Origin of the sequence: Streptomyces hamibioticus (genome assembly GCF_047946815.1) — a bacterium.
GTDB lineage: Bacteria > Actinomycetota > Actinomycetes > Streptomycetales > Streptomycetaceae > Streptomyces.
Genome location: NZ_JBKKQY010000001.1, coordinates 6661480 through 6681098 on the forward strand (window position 1 = coordinate 6661480; position 19619 = coordinate 6681098).

Below are 19619 nucleotides of genomic sequence, written 5' to 3' on the forward strand. Positions count from 1 at the left end.
CGCCCGCCGCCTCAGCGGCCAGTGCCCGGTCCTGCCTCGACCTGCCGCCTCGGCCGCCTCAGCCCGCCGTCGTCGGTGTCGGCGTCGGGGAGGTGGTGTTCACCTCCAGGCCCGGGGGCTCGGTCAGGGTGAGCACCGGTTCCCCGGGCCGGGGCGCGGGCGGGGTGAGCTGGGCCTCGGGCAGGCCGGGCGGGGCGGTCTGCTGGAAGTTGACCTGGTCGAAGTTGACCAGGCCGGTCTTCTCCAGCACGGTGATGTGGTCGAGCACGGTGTCGTTGGCCTGGTCGGCGAGCTGACGCACCAGTGAGTTCTTGGTGTTCGCCCGGATGTTCGCGATGGCCGGGAAGATCTGGCCGTGCGTGATGCGCATGATGTTGACCGCGGTGGTGTCGAACTGCCGCCCCGTGGTCCCGTCCACGGTCGACACGAACTGCTGCTGCTGCGGGGACGCCTGATTGGGCAGCGTGATGCCCAGCTCCGGCGCGATCCTGCGGCAGGTGGCGTCGAGCCGGGCGTGCCCCACGACCAGGTGCTCGCCGGCCTCCTTCATCTCCGGCGTCGTGCCCCGTTCGATGGCCATCAGCCCGAGCGGGTGCTCCCACAGCCCGGCGGCCCGGACCTTCACCACGAAGTCGCGGTCGGCCTCGGTGAGCGGCCCGAACCGGGTGTTCGTGATGACACGGTCCTTGCCACTGGCCGTGTTCTGCATCCCGAGCATGGCGGGGTAGGCGAGCGCGCTGAGGGTGAGGACCAGGGCACCGCTCACGAAGACGGTTCCTGCCGTGGTGCGCGTGATGCGCATCGGGCCTCCTGGGACGAAGACGAGCTCGGACACCAGGACATACGGATCCGCCGGGCGAACCGATCACCGCCGCGGGCAAAAAACCCGGGCGACGTTTCCCGGACCCGTTCAGGCCGCGTACGACGCCCTCCGCGCCGTCCGCACCACCGCGTCGCCCTCCGCCCTCCCGAGCAGACCGGCGGACACCCACGCGTCCACGGTGGACCGCACGTGCGTCACCAGGGCGCCCTTGCCGCGGAACGGGGCCGCGGCCCAGATCTCGTCGAGCAGTGTGGTGCCGTCGTCCCTGGCCGGGTTGGCCACCCCCGAGTCCGTGCCGCCGAAGATCACCCGGGGCTCCGCCCGCCGGACGTAGACGTGCGTCGGATCCTCGGTCCCCTCCGCGAACGGCGCCCACTCGATGCCGTCCAGCATGAAGTGCAGCGGCTTGCCGGGCACCGGGGTGAACGTGGGCAGCAGGTCGCCGCTCAGACCCGCGTTGCGGTACAGGCCCACCTCCAGGTCGCCGGTGGCGGCGTCGCGCGCGGCGAGGTTCACCGGGCCGTGGAACAGGGCTTGCAGGGCGGGGTCGTCGAGGGCCTTTTCCACCCGCAGCCGGAAGGGCACGGCGACGCGCACCACGTCCCCGCGCCGCCACCTGCGGGAGACGGTGAAGTAGCTGCCGGGCACCGGAGTGCCGGGCACAGCGCGGCCGTTGACGGTCACGCGGAACCCGGCGGTCGCCCAGGACGGCACGCGCAGCCGCAGGGCGAAGGCGGCGCCGGTGCCGTCGACGGTGAGGGTGCTGCCCTGCTCCCGCGGGTAGTCCGTGGTCTGGGTGACGGTGACACCCCGATCGGCCCAGGTCAGCGTCGACGGACTGTAGAGGTTCACGTAGAGCGCGGAGCCGTCGGCCTCGGCGAAGTACACCGAGTCCTGGTACTTCGTGGCACTCTCCAGACCGGTGCCCTCGCAGCACGTCGTGCCCTGCTTGGGCGTGTAGTCCCGCACATGACCGGGCGTGAGCCCGACGAAATAGGTGACGAGCGGCTTCTCCGGGTCCGGCGCGTCCCGCTTGGAACCGAGCACCTGGTTGTACAGGGCCCGCTCGTAGTAGTCCATGTACGCCGGGTCCTGCTCGTGGAAGAACAGCGTCCGGCTCAGCTTGAGCATGTTGTAGGCGCAGCAGGTCTCGGCCGTGGTCGCGCCGATCGTCCCGGCGATCACGTCCCGGGCCCTCCAGAACTCGCCGGTGCTGGTGCCGCCGATGGCGTACATGCGGTGCGGCACGACCATGCCCCAGAAGTTCCGCGCCGCGGCGAGGTAGCGTTCCTCGCCCGTCGCGTCGTAGAGCCGCACCAGGCCGGTGAAGATCGGTATGTGCTGGTTGGCGTGCAGCCCGTCCAGGACGTCGGTGTTCGCGGCGCACGCGTCGATGAGCCGGTCGAGGTCGAACAGCCGGGCGAGCGCGAGGTGTTCGGGGCGGCCGGTGAGCGTGTGCAGATCGCAGATCGCCTCCACGATGCCGCCGAACTCACCGCTGGAGAAGATGCCCCACATGCGCTGGAGCGTGGCGGCGGGCAGCCTCGACAGACGGGAGTGCATCCAGTCGGCCATTGCGGACGCGAGGTCGAGCGCGCGGTCGTCGCCGGTGGCCAGGTGAGCGTCCAGCAGGCCCCGCAGGATCTTGTGCGCGGTGTAGTACGGCGCCCACACCCTCGAGTAGTCGCTGCCCGTCATCGACTCCAGCTCGATGAACTGCGTCTCGGGGTACGCCGCCAGGAATCCGGGATGGCTGGGCCCGCCCCAGGTGCGGCGCAGCGTGGCGGTCAGGCCGCGGCCGGAGGCGTCGGCGAAGCTTCCCCCGCTCGTCTCGTCGAAGGCGTACGACGCGAGGTCGCCGCGCCCGGCCGCCGTGCCGGAAGCGCGGGCGTCCTGCAGCGCCCCGATCTCGGCGGCGGTCAGGGCGCGCGACCAGATGTTCACCTCCTCGAAGGCGCCCGCGAAGACCGGGTCGGCGGGATAGAGCGAGCGGCCGAGCCAGTGGTGGGCGAGCGGACCGAGGGCCGCCGGGGTCAGGGTCATCGCCGGGTTCCGCGCCACCGCCGCGCCGTTGACGTACAGCGTGCCGATGCCGTCGGCGAGCGTGACGGCCAGGTGGCTCCACCGGTCCAGGGGCAGCGGGGCGGTGCCGTTCAGGCCCTGCTCGCCGCCGGCCCCGCGGTCGGTGATGGCGAAGCGCGGCACGCCGTCGGCGTTGCGGGCGGCGAGGTACAGATAGCGGGTGGTGTCGTCACCGAAGTCGAACACCCGAGCCCAGGTGGTGTCGTGCCCGGGCCGCACCCAGGCGGCGAATGTGCACGCCGAGGCACCGTCGAGGAGGGTGGCGGGCAGGTCGACGTACTGGTAGGACCCGCGCACCTGCTCCGCCGCCGTGCCGAACCTGCCCGGCACGCTCAGCACGGCCGGGTCCCGCCGCAGCGCCGCGCGGACCTCCGTCAGCGCCCCGACCATGGTGTCGATCTTCTCGGCGAACCCCCGCTCCCCGGTGCTGCGGTACGCCTGGGACAGCATGGTCAGGAAGTGACCGGTGTAGTGGCCCCGGAGGTTGCCGTTGGCCTCCCCGTCCAGCCCCTCCCAGCCGCCGGGCGCCACCGCGCCGCGGGTGGACAGCCCGGCGTTGGCGCGGAAGACCTGGAGCAGCCGGTGCACGTCGTAGCCCCGGGCGTGGTCCAGCATCAGCCGCCGCTTGTCGGCGAAGACGCCCGGGCCCAGCGCCACGTCCTCCAGTCCGAACGGCCGGACGGACCAGGCCGCCGGCGCCCCGCCGGGCGCCGGCGGCCGCGCCGCGGGGCCCCGGCCGGAGGTCGTGTGCGACATACCGGATGCGTTCGCGGCACCGGACGTCCCGGCGGTGATCGCCGCGGCCAGCAGAAGGGTCCGCCGGGAGAGGGGCGCTGCCATGGGCTCCTCGATTCTTCGGTGGGGGGAAGCGCGGGGTGTGTCTTCGACGGCGAGAGGCGTTCGATATATCGATCGTCGTTCGAAAGGTCGCCCAGAAGATAAGGAAGAGGCGCAGGCGCGTCAACGGTACTGATGAGTACGGTCAGTTGGTCCGGACCGGCCGCGCCAGCCAGTCGTACGCCGTCCGCGCCGTGAACTCCGCCTGGCCGCCGCGGAGCAGCAGGTCGGCGGTGGCGAACTCGGGGGCGTCGGCCTGCGCGGGTACGTACGGGACCGCGATGCACCGCATGCCGGCCGCGTGAGCGGCGGCGGCACCCGGCGCGGCGTCCTCCAGCACCACACAGCCGGCCGGGGGCGCCCCGAGCCGGCCGGCCGCCTCCAGGAACACGTCGGGGGCGGGCTTGCCGTGCGCGACCTCGTCCGCCGATACGGCTGTCCGCAGATACGCGGCCAGCCCCGTTCCGGCCAGGACCGCCGCGATGGCCTCGCGCGACGACCCGGAGGCGACGGCCAGCGGAACGCCCTCGCCCGCCAGCAGCTCGACGAACGCCCGCATCTCCGGGTACACCCGCGTGGCGGCGCCGGCCAGCTCCAGGTACCGGCGGTTCTTCGCGGCGAGCAGCTCCTCCACCGGCACCGGCAGGCCGTACCGCCGCTTCCAGTCGGTGACCGTCTCCAGCGTGCTGATGCCGATGTACTCCTCGTGTTCCGTCCAGCCGAAGTCGATCCCGTACTCGGCGAGGGTCTGCCGGCCCGCCTCGCAGTAGGTGGGCTCGCTGTCCACGAGTGTTCCGTCGAGGTCGAAGACGACCGATACGCCGTCGAGCGATACGCCGTCGAGTGCGCTCATCGGTCCAGCGTCAAACGATCACTTCGCGGCCGTGCGCCCGATCGACTCCACCAGCGGCAGCAGCCGCTGCGGCACCCGCTCGCGCAGGGCCACCTCGGTGCGGGTGCGGACCACGCCGGGCATGCTGATCAGCTTCTGGATCACATCCTCCAGGTGCGCGTTGTCCCGCGCCACCACCCGGGTCAGCAGATCGCCGCCGCCGGTGATCGAGAAGGCCTCGACGATCTCGGGCACCCCGGCGAGCGCGTCCCCCACGTCGTCCAGATGCCCCTGGGTGACCTCGATGTGCACGAAGGCCAGCACCGGGTGGCCGAGTGCCGCGGGGGAGAGGCTGGGGCCCGTGCCGGTGATCACGCCGTCCCGCTCCAGCCGGTCGAGCCGGGCCTGCACGGTGCCGCGCGCGATCCCGAGGATGCGGGCGTACTCGCGCACACTGGTGCGCGGCTGCTCCAGCAGCAGCCGCAGGATGCGGGTGTCCAGCTCGTCCACCGCCATGGCGCCCGGCCTCCTCGTCCGTCGACTGGTCCCGAGATGGACCGATGGTCCGCTCGTGGCTGTCCCACGGCGGCCTTCACTGTACCAATGGCCCACCGGCGAAGCACTCACTTGAGCCAGTGGCGGTCGGGATGCTGATATGGAGGCGTCGATGGCGCTGCGGACTCCGCGGCGCCTTTTTCATGCCGACGTCGATCATCGAGTCCCAGGGGGGCGGTACGCAGTGCTGAAGAGGGTGTTCGTGGCTCCGGACCCGGGACGGGCGCGCCTGCGCTTCGCCACCCGGGCCGTTCTCGGCATCGGCCTCGCCGTCGCCGTCACCGGCCTCGCCGGGCACTCCCTCCCGGGTGCCGTCACCGGCGGGCTCGCCGCGCTGCTCGCCCTGTTCACCGTCACCGACGCCACCGTCCGCGGCCAGGCGGTGACCACCGCGCTGCTGCCGGTCGTCGGGCTGCCCGTGCTCGCCGCCGCGGCCGGGCTGCACGATCACCCGGTCGCCCGCGACCTCACCTTCCTCGCCGTCGTCGGGGCGGGCGTGTACGCCCGTCGCTGGGGCCCGCGCGGCCACAGCCTCGGCGTGTTCGCGTTCATGACCTTCTTCGTGGCTCAGTTCCTGCACGCCACCACCGACCAGCTCCCCGAGCTGACCGCCGCCGTCCTGCTGTCCGTGGCCACCGCCGCGGCGGTGCGCTTCGGCCTGTGGTGCTACGAGCGCCGCCTCCCGCCGCCCGCCGTGCCCGCGCCGCCCGCCGGCCGCGGCCTCGCCCGCATCACCACCCGCCAGGCGATCCAGGCGACGGCGGGCTCGGGCTTCGCCCTGGTCGTGGGCCAGCTGGTGTCCGGTCAGCGCTGGTACTGGGCCGTCGGTGCCACCTGGTGGATCTTCGTCAACACCACCTCGCGCGGCGAGACCCTGGTCCGCGGCTTCCGCCGGGTCCTCGGCACGGTCGTCGGCATCGGCCTCGGGCTGCTCGTCGCCGTCCCCGTGGACGGTGCGGCGGTGCCCAGCGCCCTGCTCGCCGCGGCCTGCGTCTTCGGCATCTTCTACACGGCCGCCGTGTCGTACTCCTGGATGATGCTCTGCGTCACGCTGCTCGCCGCACTCCTCTACGGCCTCCTGGGAGTGCTCACCCCGGGCCTGCTCGCCCTGCGGTTCGCCGAGACCGGCGTGGGCGCGCTCGGCGCCGTGCTCGCCGTGCTCCTGGTGCTGCCGGTCACCACCCACGCGGTCACCGACGGCTGGATCCAGCGGGCGCTGCGCTGCGTGCACGCCTGCACCGCCGAGGCCGCCGCCCGGCTCGTCGGCGTCGAGGGCGCCGACCCCGCGCCCCGGGTGGCCGAACTGGAGCAGCTGCTCGGCCGGGTGCGGCTGTCCGTCGCGCCGCTGGTGCACCCGCTGAACCCGATGCTCGGCCGCAAGCGGCGCGCCCGCCTGGTGCTGGCCCTGCTCGACGACTGCGCCCGCGAGATCCGGGGCCTGGTCGCCGTCGCCACCGACCCGGAGGCCTCGCACGACGCCCGCCTGGCCGCCGCCTGCTGGCGCGTCGAGGCCGCCGTCGAGGCGCTCACCGGCGGCGGAGCGGTCCCCGCGCACCCGGACCGGCCGCAGGCCGCCGAACCGGCGCTGGCCCACCTCCACGGCCTGGAACGGGCCCTCGCCGAGCTCGCCACGCCGCTGCGCAGCCCGTCCCGGTCGCCCCTGGTCGGTGCCTGAGCCGCCCCGACGGACCGACGCCCCGACCCTCCATTTGGTCTAGACCGCGCGTGATCGACTGCTACCGTCACCACGGAGACGGACGGCGGGGACGGCCCGCACGGTACGGGCCGCACCGGCAGCACCAGCAGCACGGGCGGCACGGGACGAGAGGGGACAGCGGTGGCAGAGGTCGGCAGGCGGCGGCGTCGGGCGTTCATCGGGTCGTTCACGGCGGCCGGCGGCCCCGGGATCGTGACCGCGGCCGTCGCCCCGGACAGCGGTGCGCTGACCGTGCTGAGCAGCACGGACGGCGTCCCCGACCCGTCGTACCTGGCCCTGGCGCCCGGCGCTGACCTGCTCTACGCCGTCAGCGAGAGCGAGGACGGGGCGGTGGCCGCCTTCCACGTGACCGGCGACAAAGCCGAGCCCGCCGGGCCGCCGGTGCCCGTGGACGGCAGCGGGCCCACGCACCTCTGCCTGTTCGACGGGCACGTCCTGACCGCCAACTACGGCTCCGGCAGCGTCACGGCCGTACCGGTGCGGCCCGACGGCAGCCTCGCCGAGACGCCCTCGGGCGTGCTCGTGCACACCGGCTCCGGCCCCCACCCGGCGCGGCAGCAGGGGCCGCACGCCCACCAGGTGCAGCCCGACCCGAGCGGGCGGTGGGCGGTCGACGTCGACCTCGGCACGGACTCGGTGCGGGTCTCCGAGCTGACGGACGGCGTCCTCACCGTGCACCGGGAGGTCGCCCTGCGCCCCGGCTCAGGCCCCCGGCACCTGGCCTTCCACCCGAGCGGCCGCCTGGCGTACGTGGCCAACGAACTCGCGCCGACCGTCACCGTCTGCCGCTGGGACCCGGCCGACGGAGTGCTCAAGCCGCTCACCGAGACCCCGGTGCTGCCGGACGCCCCGGCCGGCGACGCCTACCCGTCCGGCATCGTCGCCTCGCCCGACGGGCGCTTCGTGTGGACCGCGACGCGCGGCGAGGACGTGCTGTCGGTGTTCGCCGTCGAGGGGGAGGGGCTGCGCCTCACCGGCACGGTGCCCTGCGGCGGCCACTGGCCGCGGGCGCTCGCCGAGTCGCACGGCTTCCTCTACGTGGCGAACGAGCGCTCCGGGGACGTGACCTGGTTCGCGGTCGACGCCCGAACCGGCCTGCCGCGCCGCGCCGGCGCGATCGACGTCCCGGCGGCCTCCTGCGTGGTCTTCGGCTGACCCGGACCGGCCCCGGCGGACCGGACCGTGACGACTGCCTCCCGGTACGGACCGCCTCCGGCTACGACCGGCACCGAGTACGACCGCCACCGAGGACGGACCGCCTCCGGGCCACGACCGCCACCGAGGACGGACCGTCCCGGCTACGACCGCCCCGGTACGACGAAGGCCCGCTCCCTGTCCGGAGCGGGCCCTCTTGGTCGTACGGGACGAGCGGCGTACCTCGGTCAGCGGACCGGCGCGCCCTGCGGCTGCTGCGGGGAGATGCCCAGCGCCGTCGTGTACTTGGCCAGCGCCAGCTTGCCGATCGCCGGGTAGGGACCGAGCGGCTCCGCCATCGAGCAGCCCGCCTCCTTGGCGGCCTCCTCCAGCAGGCTCGCGTCGATCTCCGGACCGATCAGGTACGGCGCCAGCGCCAGCTGCTGCGAGCCGGAGGACCGCAGTTGCTCGGCCACGGAGGCGATCGAGCCCTCCTGGTCCAGGGCCGCCGCCATCACCGGCACGGCCAGCCGCGCGGCGAGCAGCATGCCGGTGATCCCGGCCGCCTGCACGGCCTCCTCGCCGCCCACGGAGGCCAGGATGATGCCGTCGGCCGCGGTCGCCACGGTGAACAACCGCGCCCGGTCGGCGCGGGCCAGACCGGCCTCGGACAGCCGCACGTGCAGCGCCTCGGCCAGCAGCGGGTGCGGGCCCAGCACATCGGTCAGCTCGGCCGCCACCCGGCTGTCCATCACGGCCTGACGCACCTGACGCAGCAGCGCGCTGTCCGGTCCGGCGACCAGCGGCACGACCACCGCGACGGGGCCGTCGGGCTCCTGGGCCTCGACACCGGCGGCGAGCGCCTGCTCGTAGCGGGCGGTGCGCTCCTCGGCGGCGCGCACCAGCACGGACTGCAGCGACGGGAACTCCCCTTCGTCCCCGTCGAGGTACCCGATCCGGGCGTCGAGGCCGGGCAGCTCGGAGCGCGCGATGCTCACGACCTCCTCGGCGAGCCCCCGCGTGGCGCTACTGGGCGTGCCCGGCACCGCGAGGACGAGCGCGGGCGCGCCCTCGGGAGCCACCAGGGGTTCGGGACGGCGGTGCCGTCCGGGCTGGCGGGGGCGCGGCATTCGTACTGGCAGGCCGGACGCGGGCCCAGTGGGGGAACTCATGGCGCCGCATGTTACTGGCTCGGCGGGCTCTGCTGTTCGGGGAGGGTGCAGGTGAGCGGTATCCGTCCGGTTTTGTCGGAAGAGTGATGTACGGATCGGACGACATCGGCACGATTCCCCTCCCTCCGGGGGCGGACGTCAGCCACCCGGGACGGTCGTCACGCTCAGCATCCTCGCGTCCCCCGGAAGGGTGAACGAGCCGGTCGCCAGGTCCACCGCGATGCGCACCGAGCCGTCCAGCGGATCGCCCGCGGCCGGCACCGTCCGCGCGTGCGGCAGCCGCTTCGCCAGCTCCTCCTCCAGCGGTACGACAAGGGGGGCGCCCATCTTCAGCAGCCCGCCGGTGACGGCGACCAGGGGCTCGCCGCCGGCCGGGCACACCGCGGCGGCCGAGTCGGCCATGTGCCGGGCGGCGGTGCGCAGGATGCCCGCGGCCACCGGATCGTCATCCGCACCGGCGGCCACCTCGGGGGCGAAGGAGGCGAGCACCGCGGGCCGGTCCGACCGCGGATACAGCCGGCCCGGCAGCCCCGCCACCGGCCCGAACCGCTCCTCGGCGCGGGCCAGCAGCCCCGCGGACCCGCCGTCGCGCCCGTCATGGGCGCGCAGCGCCGCCTCCAGGCCGGCCCGCCCGATCCAGGCACCGCCGCCGCAGTCGCCCAGCAGATGGCCCCAGCCGTCCGCCCGGCGCCACCGGGCCAGGTCGGTGCCGATCGCGATCAGGCCCGTCCCGGCGGCGACCACGGCGCCCGGCCGCGGGCCCAGCGCACCGACATAGGCGGTGACGGCGTCGGCGGCGAGCGCCACCGTCCGCGCGCCCAGCTCCCGCTCCAGGGCGCCGGGCAGTTCGGTGCGCAGGGAGTCCCCCAGTGTCGCGAGCCCGGCCGCCCCGACGACGACGGTGCCGATTCCCGCCACCCCGGCCTGCGCGGCCGCCGCCCGCGCCATGGGCAGCAGTTGCTCCAGCAGATGCCCGGCGTCGATGCCCGCCGCGCCGGTGCGCACCGGCTCCCGCGAGGTCCGCCGCCCCAGCGCACCGCGCTGTGCCGTACCGACGACGACGCGGAGCCCGGAGCCGCCGGAGTCGACCGCCAGGAAGGCGGGGGAGCCGTCCGTCACGGCAGACGCCAGTCCACCGGCTGGCCCCCCGTCTGCATCAGCAGGTCGTTGGCCCTGCTGAACGGGCGGGAGCCGAAGAAGCCGCGGTCGGCCGACATCGGCGAGGGGTGGGCGGACTCCACGGCGGGCAGCCTGCCGAGCAGCGGGCGGAGGTTGCGGGCGTCGCGGCCCCACAGGATGGACACCAGCGGCTTGCCGCGTCCGGCCAGGGCGCGGATCGCCTGCTCGGTGACCTCCTCCCAGCCCTTGCCGCGGTGGGCCCCGGGCTTGCGCGGGGCCGTGGTGAGCGCCCTGTTGAGCAGCAGCACGCCCTGCCGCGTCCACGGCGTCAGGTCCCCGTTGGACGGCTGGGGGAGACCGAGGTCGGTGTTCAGCTCCCGGAAGATGTTGACGAGGCTGCCGGGCAGCGGACGCACCTCGGGCGCGACCGAGAACGACAGCCCCACCGCGTGCCCCGGCGTCGGGTACGGGTCCTGCCCGACGATCAGGACCCGCACCTCGTCGAAGGGCTGCTGGAAGGCCCTGAGGACGTTCGGTCCGGACGGGAGGTAGGTGCGGCCGGCGGCGATCTCCGCGCGCAGGAACTCACCCATGGCGGTGATCCGCCCGGCGACGGGTTCCAGGGCCTTCGCCCAGCCCGCTTCGACGATTTCATGCAAGGGTCGTGGTGCCACGGCCGTCACCCTACTGCCGTACGGGCGAGGGCGATCAACCGGTGGCCGGGGCCCGACGGGACCGGGTCGCGGCTAGGTGCCCGTCCGACGGCGCGTCATCCGACGACCGCGGCCCGCACGCACAGCACGTCCGGCAGGTGGGAGGCCAACTGCCGCCAGCTGTCGCCGTCGTCGGCCGACGCGAACACCTCGCCGTTGCGGTTGCCGAAGTAGACGCCCGCCCGCTCCCCGTCGTCGATGTCGTCGGTGCACAGCGCGTCGCGCAGCACCGTGCCGTAGTGGTCCTCCTGGGGCAGGCCCGCCGACAGCGGCTCCCAGCTCTTGCCCGCGTCCGCCGTGCGGAAGACGCGGCAGCGCCGGTCGGCCGGCACCCGGTCCGCGTCGGCGTTGATCGGGAAGAGGTAGGCCGTGTCGCCCCGGTGCGGGTGGGCCGCCGCCGCGAAGCCGAACGTGGACGGCAGGCCCTCGCCGATGTCCGTCCAGTGCGCTCCGGCGTCGTCGCTGCGGTACACGCCCCAGTGGTTCTGCAGATAGAGCCGGTCGGGGTTGACCGCGTCCCGGGCGACCTTGTGCACGCACTGGCCGAACTCCGGGTTCGGGTCCGGCAGGAACACCGCGGACACACCGGAGTTGGAGGGCGCCCAGGTCTCGCAGCCGTCGGCCGTGCGGAAGACGCCGGCGGTCGAGACGGCGACGGTCACGGCCCGCGGATCACGGGCGTCGGTGAGCACGGTGTGCAGGCCCTCACCGCCGCCGCCCGGCACCCACTGCGACCGTGTGGGGTGTTCCCACAGCGGCCGGATCAGCTCGAAGGTCTCGCCGCGGTCCGCCGAGCGGTACAGCGCGGCCGGTTCGGTGCCCGCGTAGACCACGTCCGGCTCCGCGGCGGACGGGTGCAGCTGCCACACCCGCTCCAGCGAAGCCCCCGTGTCCTTGGGGAACTTGACGGCCGGCTGTGCCGGTTCGGTCCAGGTGCGGCCCAGGTCGTCGGAGTGGAACACCGACGGTCCCCAGTGCGCGCTGTCGCCGCCGGCCAGCAGCCGCGGGGTGTCGCCGCGGGTGTCGATGGCGACCGAGTACACGGCCTGCGCGTTGAAGTAGGGGGTCTCGTCGAACTCCCAGGTGCCACCCCGCCGGCGCCCGATGAACAGGCCCTTGCGGGTGCCCACGGCGAGCAGTACCTCGGTCATGCCGATCACCTCCGCGGCGTCCTCGTCGACGCCTTTGTCTCGGACACCGGCCAGTCTGCACCCGGGCACTGACAATCACCTCTGGGCCGCGCATCGACGCAGGTCACGGCGGTGGCGAGGCCGTGCGCGGCGCCCGGACCGGACGCCGCGCACGGCCGCTCGCACCGTGGGGGGCTAGCGGTAGGTGATGTCGGACGCCGCGTACCTGCAGTACGTGCCGTCCGGGCCGGAGCCGTTCGAGTCCGGCTCGTCGCCGTCGTCGTTGCCGATGTACTTCTGGCAGGGGACGATCTTCCGGCCGGAGTCCCCGACGATCGTGATGTTCCGCAGGGTGGCGCTGTCGCCGTAGTTGGTGTTGATGCCGGCGATCCGCCCGCCCTTCCAGGTCACCTCGACATTGCTGAGGTTGATCGTCCGCTTGTACTGCGTGGAGCAGTTGCCGCAGGAGCGGACGAAGGTGCCGAAGTTCCGTACGGCGAACCCGGAGACGTTCAGCGTCCCGGCGCCGTTGAACTGGAACACCTTGTCACTGGCCTCCTTGGCCCCACCGCCGGTGACCGTGTAGACGTTCGACGACGAGGAGCCGCGGAAGGTGGCCGCGTCTTCGCCGACGTCCTCCCACCAGACGTTCTGCAGCGTGCAACTGCCCTTGCAGTGGATGCCGTCGGCCGCCGGGGCGCCGATGATGACGTTCTTCAGCACGGCGCCGGGGGCCAGCTCCAGGATCGGTCCCTGGTCCTCGTCCTGGCCGCCGGAGCCCAGGGCGCCGGTGCCGTACAGGCGCTTCATCCCGTAGTCCTTGGTGCCGGAGACGGGGATGGTGGAGGAGACGCCCTGGCTGCCGTTGGGTGCCGGCCAGGTGGCGGCGTGTGCCGGACCCGTCTCGACAGTCATGACCATGCCAAGCGAGAGGCCCAGTGCGGCCAGCGCGGCGATCGGTGCGCGACCCCGGGTGCGCGGTCGTGTTGCAGACGCCATGTTCCGCTTCTTTCCGTTGTGGGGGATCGGATGGAATGGGGGGTGAGGGGAGTGGATGGGAGTGGATGGGAGTGGATGGGAGTGGAGAGGGGGCCGATGTCGGACGGTCATGCATATGACCATCGTGCGTGAATCTGGGCCGGTGCACTCCCGTGCGTGCGCGGGCGGCCCAGGACACGTCGACCTCTGGGGTTCCTGCCGCGTGCGGGGTGCGGCAGCGGGTCACGGTGCTGAACGGAACGTAGAGGGAAAGCGCTTTCTGGTCAACGCTCCGGACAGCCGTTATTCAGCCATCCGTCAAGAGACTTGGTGCCGCACCGCGCGAGCGCCCCGGCGGAGCGCCGGAGGCGGCCGCGGGCTAGCTGTATTGCCCTGTGAGGTTGGGGACGCGGCTGGCGGGTGGCTGGCCCTTGAGCGCGGTGTGTCCGCGGTGGTGATTGTAGGTGTGCAGCCAGCTGGGGAAGGCGTCACGTCTTTCCTGCTCTGACTGGTAGGGGCGGGCGTAGGCCCACTCGTCGAGCAGGGTGCGGTTGAAGCGTTCGACCTTGCCGTTGGTCTGGGGCCGGTAAGGCCGGGTTCGCTTGTGGGTGATCCCGGCCGCTGCCAGCGCGTCGCGCCAGGCACGGGAGCGGTAGCAGGAGCCGTTGTCGGTCAGGACCCGCTCGACGCTGATTCCCGCCTGTGCGAAGAAGGTCTGGGCCCGCTGCCAGAAGCCGGTGGCGGTCTCCTTCTTCTCGTCGGTGTGTATCTCGCTGTAGGCCAGGCGGGAGTGGTCGTCGACGGCGGTGTGCAGGTAGCTGTAGCCGACGCTGGACCGTTTGGCACGACCGGCCTGGCGGCCGAGGACCTTGTGGCCGCCGCCGTCGGGGATGTTGCCCAGCTTCTTGATGTCGACGTGGACCAGCTCGCCGGGCTTGTCGCGTTCGTAGCGGCGTATGACACGGCCCGTTGCCCGGTCCAGATGGGCGAGGCGGGCCAGGCCGTAGCGGGTCAGGACCCGATGCACGGTCGAGGGCACCAGGTGCAGCAGGTGCGCGATGCGAGCCGGGCCCCACCGGCGCAGCACGCGGACCTTGATGATGCGCCGCTCGGTGCGGGTCGGGGTGCGGCGCGGGCTCGTGTGCGGGCGGGAGGACACATCACTCATCCCGGCCTCGCCGGACGCCCGGTAGCGGTCGGCCCACCGCTGAGCGATGGTGGGCGAGACCTGGAAGCGTTCAGCGGCCCGGCGAAGAGTCCAGCCGTCCTCGACCACGCAGCGGGCCAGACGCAGCCGTCCAGTCTCGGTCAGGGGTGCATTACGGTGGGGCACGAGGGCCTTTCTGTTGGTGTAGACGTCGCAATCCACACCGAACCGGAAGGCCCTCACCTGTTCAAGATCCCTCAGCCGAGACCTGGCTCACCCGTCCACAACCTCCCCGGACAGAACAGCTAGCCGGCCGCCGACCGTGCCGCCGTCAGCAGCGACTCCCAGTCGGGCAGCTTCACCACGCCGCGCCCCAGGGCGGCACCCAGCTCGGCCTCGGCCCGCTCGATGGCCCGCCAGCCCTCCCACTCCACCGGCCGGAGCCCCTCGGCGCGCAGCGCGGTCAGCGGATCGGCGGGCAGGTCCTGACGGACGAGCACGGCGGCGTCCTCCAGCAGCGAGGCCACCGTCTCCTTCGCGCACGGGCGGTTGGTGCCGATGACACCCGTCGGGCCGCGCTTGATCCAGCCGGCCACGTACACGCCGGGCACGACGATGCCCTCGCGCACTACGCGCCCGGCCAGATGCGGCACCGTGCCGCTCGCGGCGTCGAACGGCAGCCCCTCCTGCGGTACCCCGCGATACCCGACCGACCGCAGCACCAACTGGGCCTCGATCTCCTCGTACCGGCCGGTGCCGCTCACCCCGCCGCGGCCGTCCGGCGCCGTCCGCTCGAAGCGCACGGCGCCCACTCGGCCGCCGTCGGCCAGCAGTTCCACCGGGCGCAGGAAGAAGCGCAGGCTGATCCGGTGGCCCGCGTCCGGCGGGGCCGGGGCGGCCCAGCCGCGCAGGACCTCCACGTTCCTGCGCTGCGCCCCCGGCAGTGCCGAAGGATCCGCGTACGCCGGGTCCAGTGCGGCCTCCGCCGGGTCCACCGAGACGGCCGTGTCCGGCAGTGTGCCCAGCTCGCGCAGCTCCTTGGTGGTGAAGCGGGCCTGCGACGGGCCGCGCCGGACCACCATGTGGATGTCCCGCACCCGGCCCGCGGTGAGCGCGGTGAGCGCCGCCTGCGGCATGTCGGTGCGGCTCAGCTCGGCCGGACCGCGCGCCAGGATCCGCGCCACGTCCACGGCGACGTTGCCCACGCCGATGACCACCGCCGAGCGCGCGCCGTGCACGAAGCCGTCGTCGACGGCGTCCGGATGCGCGCTGTACCAGGACACGAACTCGGTCGCGGACCAGCTCCCGGGCAGGTCCTCGCCGGGGATGCCCAGCCGCCGGTCGGTGGCGGCGCCCACGCAGTACACGACCGCGTGGTACAGCTCCCGCAACCGGGCGGCGGGCACACCGCCCGCACCGACCGGGACGCCGCCGAGGAAGCGGACCCGCTCATGTTCCAGCACCGCGCGCAGGGTGTTCTGCAGCGACTTGATCTTCTCGTGGTCCGGTGCCACCCCGTACCGCACCAGGCCGTACGGGCAGGGCAGCCGGTCCAGGACGTCGACATGGACCGCGGCGTCCTGCTGCACGAGGCTCTGGGCGGTGTAGCACCCGCTCGGTCCCGAGCCGACGACGGCGACACGCAGCACGGCGGGTCTCCCTTCCGCGGATGCTTCCAGCATGGCACCGCTTCCCGTCCGCTGACAGGGTGCCGCGCGCCCTGCGGACGCGTGTCGTTCGTATGGAGTGTGATCATGCGGTTACGTTGCGTGTGTGTTCGAAGCATCCTTCGCTGATCGTTCTCTTCAGCTTTGCGACCGCTCCCCGGGCGACGGTGAGACGTCCGTGCGGCATGCGTGGGACGTGTGCGAGAACGGCGGCACCACGTCGTGGTTCGAGGTGCGGCTGACCTTCGCCGACGGGGCCCGGGTGGAGGCGCTGGCCGTGCTGTCCGCGCAGGGTGTGCGGGTCGAGGACGTACGGGCCCAGCCGGCCCTGTCCCTCGACGACCTGGCGGCGCTCCCCGAGTGGCTGGAGGGCCCGCTGGCCGAAGCCTGCGGGCCGGCGTCCGACGGTGCGCGGCGTCCCGCCGGGCGCCGCGCCCGGCCGGTGTGGCCCGGCGGCCGGGAGGGGCAGCGGCTGCTGGCGCAGGAGTACCGCGCCGCTCAGCAGGAGGGCGCCGACCCCGTGCTGGCGGTGATGCGCGCGACCGGGCACAGTCGCCGCACGTCGCTGCGGATGATCGGCCGGGCGCGCGACGCGGGGTTCCTCACGCCGCGGCGGGCCCGGCGCTGATCCGGGCGGTCACAGCATCTCGCGCATCCGGGTGATCTCGCTCGTCTGCTGCGCGACCACGTCGTCCGCCATCTCCTCGATCTGCACGTTGTTGCCCTGCGCCTTCACGTCCGCGGCCATGGTGATCGCCCCTTCGTGATGCGTGATCATCAGCGTGAGGAAGAGCTGGTCGAACTCCTTGCCCTCGGCCGCGCGCAGCTTCTTCAGCTGTGCCTCGGTGGCCATTCCGGGCATCGTGGTGTGGTCGTGCCCGCCGTCCGTCTCCCGTTCCGTCCTGCCGTGCGACGTCAGCCAGCCCCGCATGGCGGTGATCTCCGGTCCCTGTGCGGCGGCGATGCGCTCGGCGAGCTTCTCGACCCGGCCGGACTCGGCCCGTTCCGGGACAAGGCCGGTCATCACCAGCGCCTGCTCGTGGTGCCGGATCATCATGCGGGCGTACTCCACGTCCGCGGAGTTGGGCGAGTCGTCGTCGGCGCGCTGCTGCGCGGCGTCCTCGGCGGACAGGGTGCGGTTGTCCTCGCCCGGCTTGCCCGGCGCGATCACCGAAGGCCCGTCCGACGCCGACCGGGTCTCCTCACCGGCGCCGCCGGAGTCGCAGGCCCCGAGGCCGAGGACGGCCAGAACGACCAACGAGGCGGTGGCGAGCGACGCGCGGGACGCGGGGCGGAAGAGCACGACGACCTCCTGGGCGGGGTGCGAGGGGCGGCACCTCGTGAGTGCCGTGACCGTCTTAGCACGCTTCCGCGTGTCACTGATCAGAAAACTTCAACCCGTTCCCGTTGCCCTCTGTTGGTATGAGCATGTCGAAGACAATACTGCCGGGGTGCGTCACCGTTCCCGAGCGAACGGAACGAGGGAGGAAACAGTGATCCTGTTGAACGACCCGCGAACGCGGCGTAGACGTCTGGGAGTTGCGGCGGCCGCCGCCGGGCTCCTGGCCGCGCTGGTCACCGCCGGTCCGGCCACCGCGATCCCCGACCCCGGGGACGGGCCGTCCGCGTCCCAGGAGGTACCGGGCAACGCCCGGGCCGAGGTGCGGGAAGCCATCGAGAGCGGAGAGATACCCGCCCAGGACGAGATCGTCCACTCCGACAACATCTCGCATCTCGCCAACATCCCCAAGGACGTGCTGCCCGGCACCAATTCGGACCTGGCCTTCCAGGGGAAGTACGCCTTCGCCGGCAACTACGACGGCTTCCGCATCTTCGACATCAGCAACCCCAAGGCGCCCAGGACGGTCTCCCAGGTGCTCTGCCCGGGGTCGCAGAACGACATCTCCGTCTCCGGCGACCTGCTGTTCCTGTCCACCGACTCCTCGCGCAGCGACAGCAGTTGCAACAGCACCACCCAGCCCGCGACCGAGAAGTCCTCCTGGGAGGGCATGAAGGTCTTCGACATCAGCGACAAGCGCAACCCGAAGTACGTCGCCGCGGTCGAGACCGCCTGCGGTTCGCACACCCACACGCTGGTGCCGGAGCGCCGCAACGTCTACATCTACGTCTCCTCCTACTCGCCGAACGCCGCCTACCCCGACTGCCAGCCGCCGCACGACGGCATCTCGGTCATCAAGGTGCCGCGCGGGGCCCCCGAGAAGGCGGCGGTCGTCGGCTTCCCCGTGCTGTTCCCGGGTGAGGGCCCGGACGGCGGCGGCAACCCGGGCGGGCCGACCAACCCGGGCGTGTCCAAGACCACCGGCTGCCACGACATCACCGTGCTGCCGTCCAGGGACCTCGCGGCGGGCGCCTGCATGGGCGACGGCATCCTGTTCTCCATCAAGGACCCCGAGCGCCCGAAGGTGATCGACCGGGTCCAGGACAACGTCAACTTCGCGTTCTGGCACTCGGCCACCTTCAACCAGAAGGCGGACAAGGTCGTGTTCACCGACGAGCTGGGCGGGGGCGGCGGCGCCACCTGCAACGCCGAGATCGGCCCGAACCGCGGCGCGAACGGCATCTACGACATCGTCGGCAAGGGCAAGAAGAGCAAGCTGGTCTTCCGCAGCTACTTCAAGATCCCGCGCCACCAGGCGGACACCGAGAACTGCGTGGCCCACAACGGCTCGCTGATCCCGGTCAAGGGCCGCGACATCATGGTGCAGGCCTGGTACCAGGGCGGTGTCTCCGTCTGGGAGTTCACCGACTCCGAGCGCCCGAAGGAGATCGCCCACTTCGAGCGCGGCCCGCTGAGCACCGACCGGATCGTCACCGGCGGTTCCTGGTCGGCGTACTACTACAACGGCTACATCTACTCGAACGACATCGCCAAGGGCTTCGACGTCCTCAAGCTCAGCGACCGTCGCACCGACCCGGCGCGGTGGGTGCACCTGCGGGAGCTGAACGTACAGACGCAGCCGGACTACTTCGACTGATCCGGCCCGTCCGGACGACCGCCCGGCGCGCACCCCGGTGCCGCCCCGGTCGCGAAGAACCGCGACAGATCCGCGTCGCACCTCCCGCCGGGCGCCTCGGCGCCCGGCGGGTCACCCAGCTCCCAGGCCAGCCGGTAACGGCGGAACAGTTCGGCCCGCAGTACCCGCACCGGCATCGGCGCCCCCGGCACCAGAGCGGCGTAGACGGCACCCATCAGCAGCGCCCGCAGCAGCGGGTAGTCGCCGTCGACGTCCCGTGACCCGTGCCGGGCGACGGTGTCCCGCAGCAGCTCGGCCAGCCGCCGCTGCTCCGGGCACTGCACAAAGCCCTCGGCCTCCAGCAGGCCCGCCATGTGCTGGCGCATCAGCACGGGCCGGTCCCGGGCCAGGCCCAGGATCGCGTCGACGGCCCGCGCCATCCGCTCCGCCCCGTCGTCGGTGCGCGGCTCGCGCTCCAGCGACTCTTCCAGCGTGCGGTGCATCAGCCGGTGCACGGCCGACTGCACGAGCCGGCGCTTGCCGGGGAAGTAGTACGACACCAGGCCCCGCGCCGCGCCCGCCCGGTCCGCGATGTCCGCGAGCGTGGTCGCCTCGTAGCCGCGCTCGCCGACCAGTTCCACCGCCGCCTGCAGCAGCCGCTCCTTCGACCGTCTCCGCAACTCCGCATTGACCGAGGCGCTTCGCGGGGACATTCTGTAACTCCTGCGTTGACTGGCT

17 protein-coding genes are annotated in these 19619 nt (G+C 72.9%); 4 read left to right on the forward strand and 13 right to left on the reverse strand.

Going from position 1 to position 19619, the window contains the following annotated elements:
• Positions 1–58: 58 nt before the first annotated feature.
• The 4 genes from ACLGIH_RS30385 to ACLGIH_RS30400 all read right to left on the reverse strand — a co-directional run bounded on the left by ACLGIH_RS30385 (position 59) and on the right by ACLGIH_RS30400 (position 5090).
• On the reverse strand, positions 59–802 hold the full coding sequence (locus ACLGIH_RS30385) for a DUF4142 domain-containing protein (protein WP_416528480.1): 744 nt from the start codon (positions 800–802) through the stop codon (positions 59–61).
• Positions 803–910: 108 nt separating this feature from the next.
• Positions 911–3745 (reverse strand): beta-L-arabinofuranosidase domain-containing protein, encoded by a 2835-nt coding sequence (locus ACLGIH_RS30390; RefSeq protein ID WP_416528481.1) that lies wholly within the window; start codon positions 3743–3745, stop codon positions 911–913.
• Positions 3746–3887: 142 nt separating this feature from the next.
• Positions 3888–4595 (reverse strand): HAD family hydrolase, encoded by a 708-nt coding sequence (locus ACLGIH_RS30395; RefSeq protein ID WP_416528482.1) that lies wholly within the window; start codon positions 4593–4595, stop codon positions 3888–3890.
• An 18-nt stretch (positions 4596–4613) separates the two neighbouring features.
• Entirely contained in the window at positions 4614–5090 is a 477-nt protein-coding gene (locus ACLGIH_RS30400; RefSeq protein ID WP_416528483.1) for an Lrp/AsnC family transcriptional regulator, read from the reverse strand.
• 223 nt (positions 5091–5313) lie between these two features.
• Here ACLGIH_RS30400 and ACLGIH_RS30405 point away from each other — a divergent pair, with 223 nt between their 5' ends.
• Both ACLGIH_RS30405 and ACLGIH_RS30410 read left to right on the forward strand, forming a co-directional pair.
• Positions 5314–6804, forward strand: coding sequence for an FUSC family protein (locus tag ACLGIH_RS30405; protein WP_416528484.1), 1491 nt, complete (start codon positions 5314–5316; stop codon positions 6802–6804).
• Between the two features lie 162 nt (positions 6805–6966).
• Positions 6967–8001: a lactonase family protein gene (locus tag ACLGIH_RS30410; RefSeq protein WP_416528485.1), complete on the forward strand. Its 1035-nt coding sequence runs from the start codon at positions 6967–6969 to the stop codon at positions 7999–8001.
• 227 nt (positions 8002–8228) lie between these two features.
• Here ACLGIH_RS30410 and ACLGIH_RS30415 read toward each other — a convergent pair whose 3' ends face one another.
• The 7 genes from ACLGIH_RS30415 to ACLGIH_RS30445 all read right to left on the reverse strand — a co-directional run bounded on the left by ACLGIH_RS30415 (position 8229) and on the right by ACLGIH_RS30445 (position 15888).
• Complete coding sequence (locus ACLGIH_RS30415; protein WP_416528486.1) at positions 8229–9152, reverse strand: sirohydrochlorin chelatase; 924 nt, start codon at positions 9150–9152, stop codon at positions 8229–8231.
• A gap of 138 nt (positions 9153–9290) precedes the next feature.
• Positions 9291–10271, reverse strand: coding sequence for an N-acetylglucosamine kinase (locus ACLGIH_RS30420; RefSeq protein ID WP_416528487.1), 981 nt, complete (start codon positions 10269–10271; stop codon positions 9291–9293).
• Complete coding sequence (locus tag ACLGIH_RS30425) at positions 10268–10945, reverse strand: uracil-DNA glycosylase (protein ID WP_416528488.1); 678 nt, start codon at positions 10943–10945, stop codon at positions 10268–10270. Before ACLGIH_RS30425 ends, ACLGIH_RS30420 begins: the two co-directional genes overlap by 4 nt.
• Before the next feature lie 95 nt (positions 10946–11040).
• Positions 11041–12204: a WD40/YVTN/BNR-like repeat-containing protein gene (locus ACLGIH_RS30430; protein WP_416528489.1), complete on the reverse strand. Its 1164-nt coding sequence runs from the start codon at positions 12202–12204 to the stop codon at positions 11041–11043.
• A gap of 105 nt (positions 12205–12309) precedes the next feature.
• A complete protein-coding gene (locus tag ACLGIH_RS30435) occupies positions 12310–13113 on the reverse strand; it encodes a pectate lyase (RefSeq protein WP_416528490.1) in 804 nt (267 codons plus the stop codon).
• A gap of 358 nt (positions 13114–13471) precedes the next feature.
• Positions 13472–14425 (reverse strand): IS481 family transposase, encoded by a 954-nt coding sequence (locus tag ACLGIH_RS30440; RefSeq protein ID WP_416528491.1) that lies wholly within the window; start codon positions 14423–14425, stop codon positions 13472–13474.
• Positions 14426–14544: 119 nt separating this feature from the next.
• Positions 14545–15888, reverse strand: a complete 1344-nt coding sequence (locus ACLGIH_RS30445) for an FAD-dependent oxidoreductase (protein ID WP_416528492.1) — start codon at positions 15886–15888, stop codon at positions 14545–14547.
• 196 nt (positions 15889–16084) lie between these two features.
• Here ACLGIH_RS30445 and ACLGIH_RS30450 point away from each other — a divergent pair, with 196 nt between their 5' ends.
• Positions 16085–16534 (forward strand): DUF6214 family protein, encoded by a 450-nt coding sequence (locus ACLGIH_RS30450; RefSeq protein WP_416528493.1) that lies wholly within the window; start codon positions 16085–16087, stop codon positions 16532–16534.
• A gap of 9 nt (positions 16535–16543) precedes the next feature.
• Here ACLGIH_RS30450 and ACLGIH_RS30455 read toward each other — a convergent pair whose 3' ends face one another.
• Positions 16544–17209, reverse strand: coding sequence for a DUF305 domain-containing protein (locus ACLGIH_RS30455; protein ID WP_416528494.1), 666 nt, complete (start codon positions 17207–17209; stop codon positions 16544–16546).
• 190 nt (positions 17210–17399) lie between these two features.
• On the opposite strand from ACLGIH_RS30455, the gene ACLGIH_RS30460 reads away from it, so the two are divergent.
• A complete protein-coding gene (locus ACLGIH_RS30460; protein WP_416528495.1) occupies positions 17400–18902 on the forward strand; it encodes an LVIVD repeat-containing protein in 1503 nt (500 codons plus the stop codon).
• Here ACLGIH_RS30460 and ACLGIH_RS30465 read toward each other — a convergent pair.
• Positions 18890–19594, reverse strand: a complete 705-nt coding sequence (locus ACLGIH_RS30465) for a TetR/AcrR family transcriptional regulator (protein WP_416528496.1) — start codon at positions 19592–19594, stop codon at positions 18890–18892. The genes ACLGIH_RS30460 and ACLGIH_RS30465 overlap by 13 nt on opposite strands.
• Positions 19595–19619: the final 25 nt, after the last annotated feature.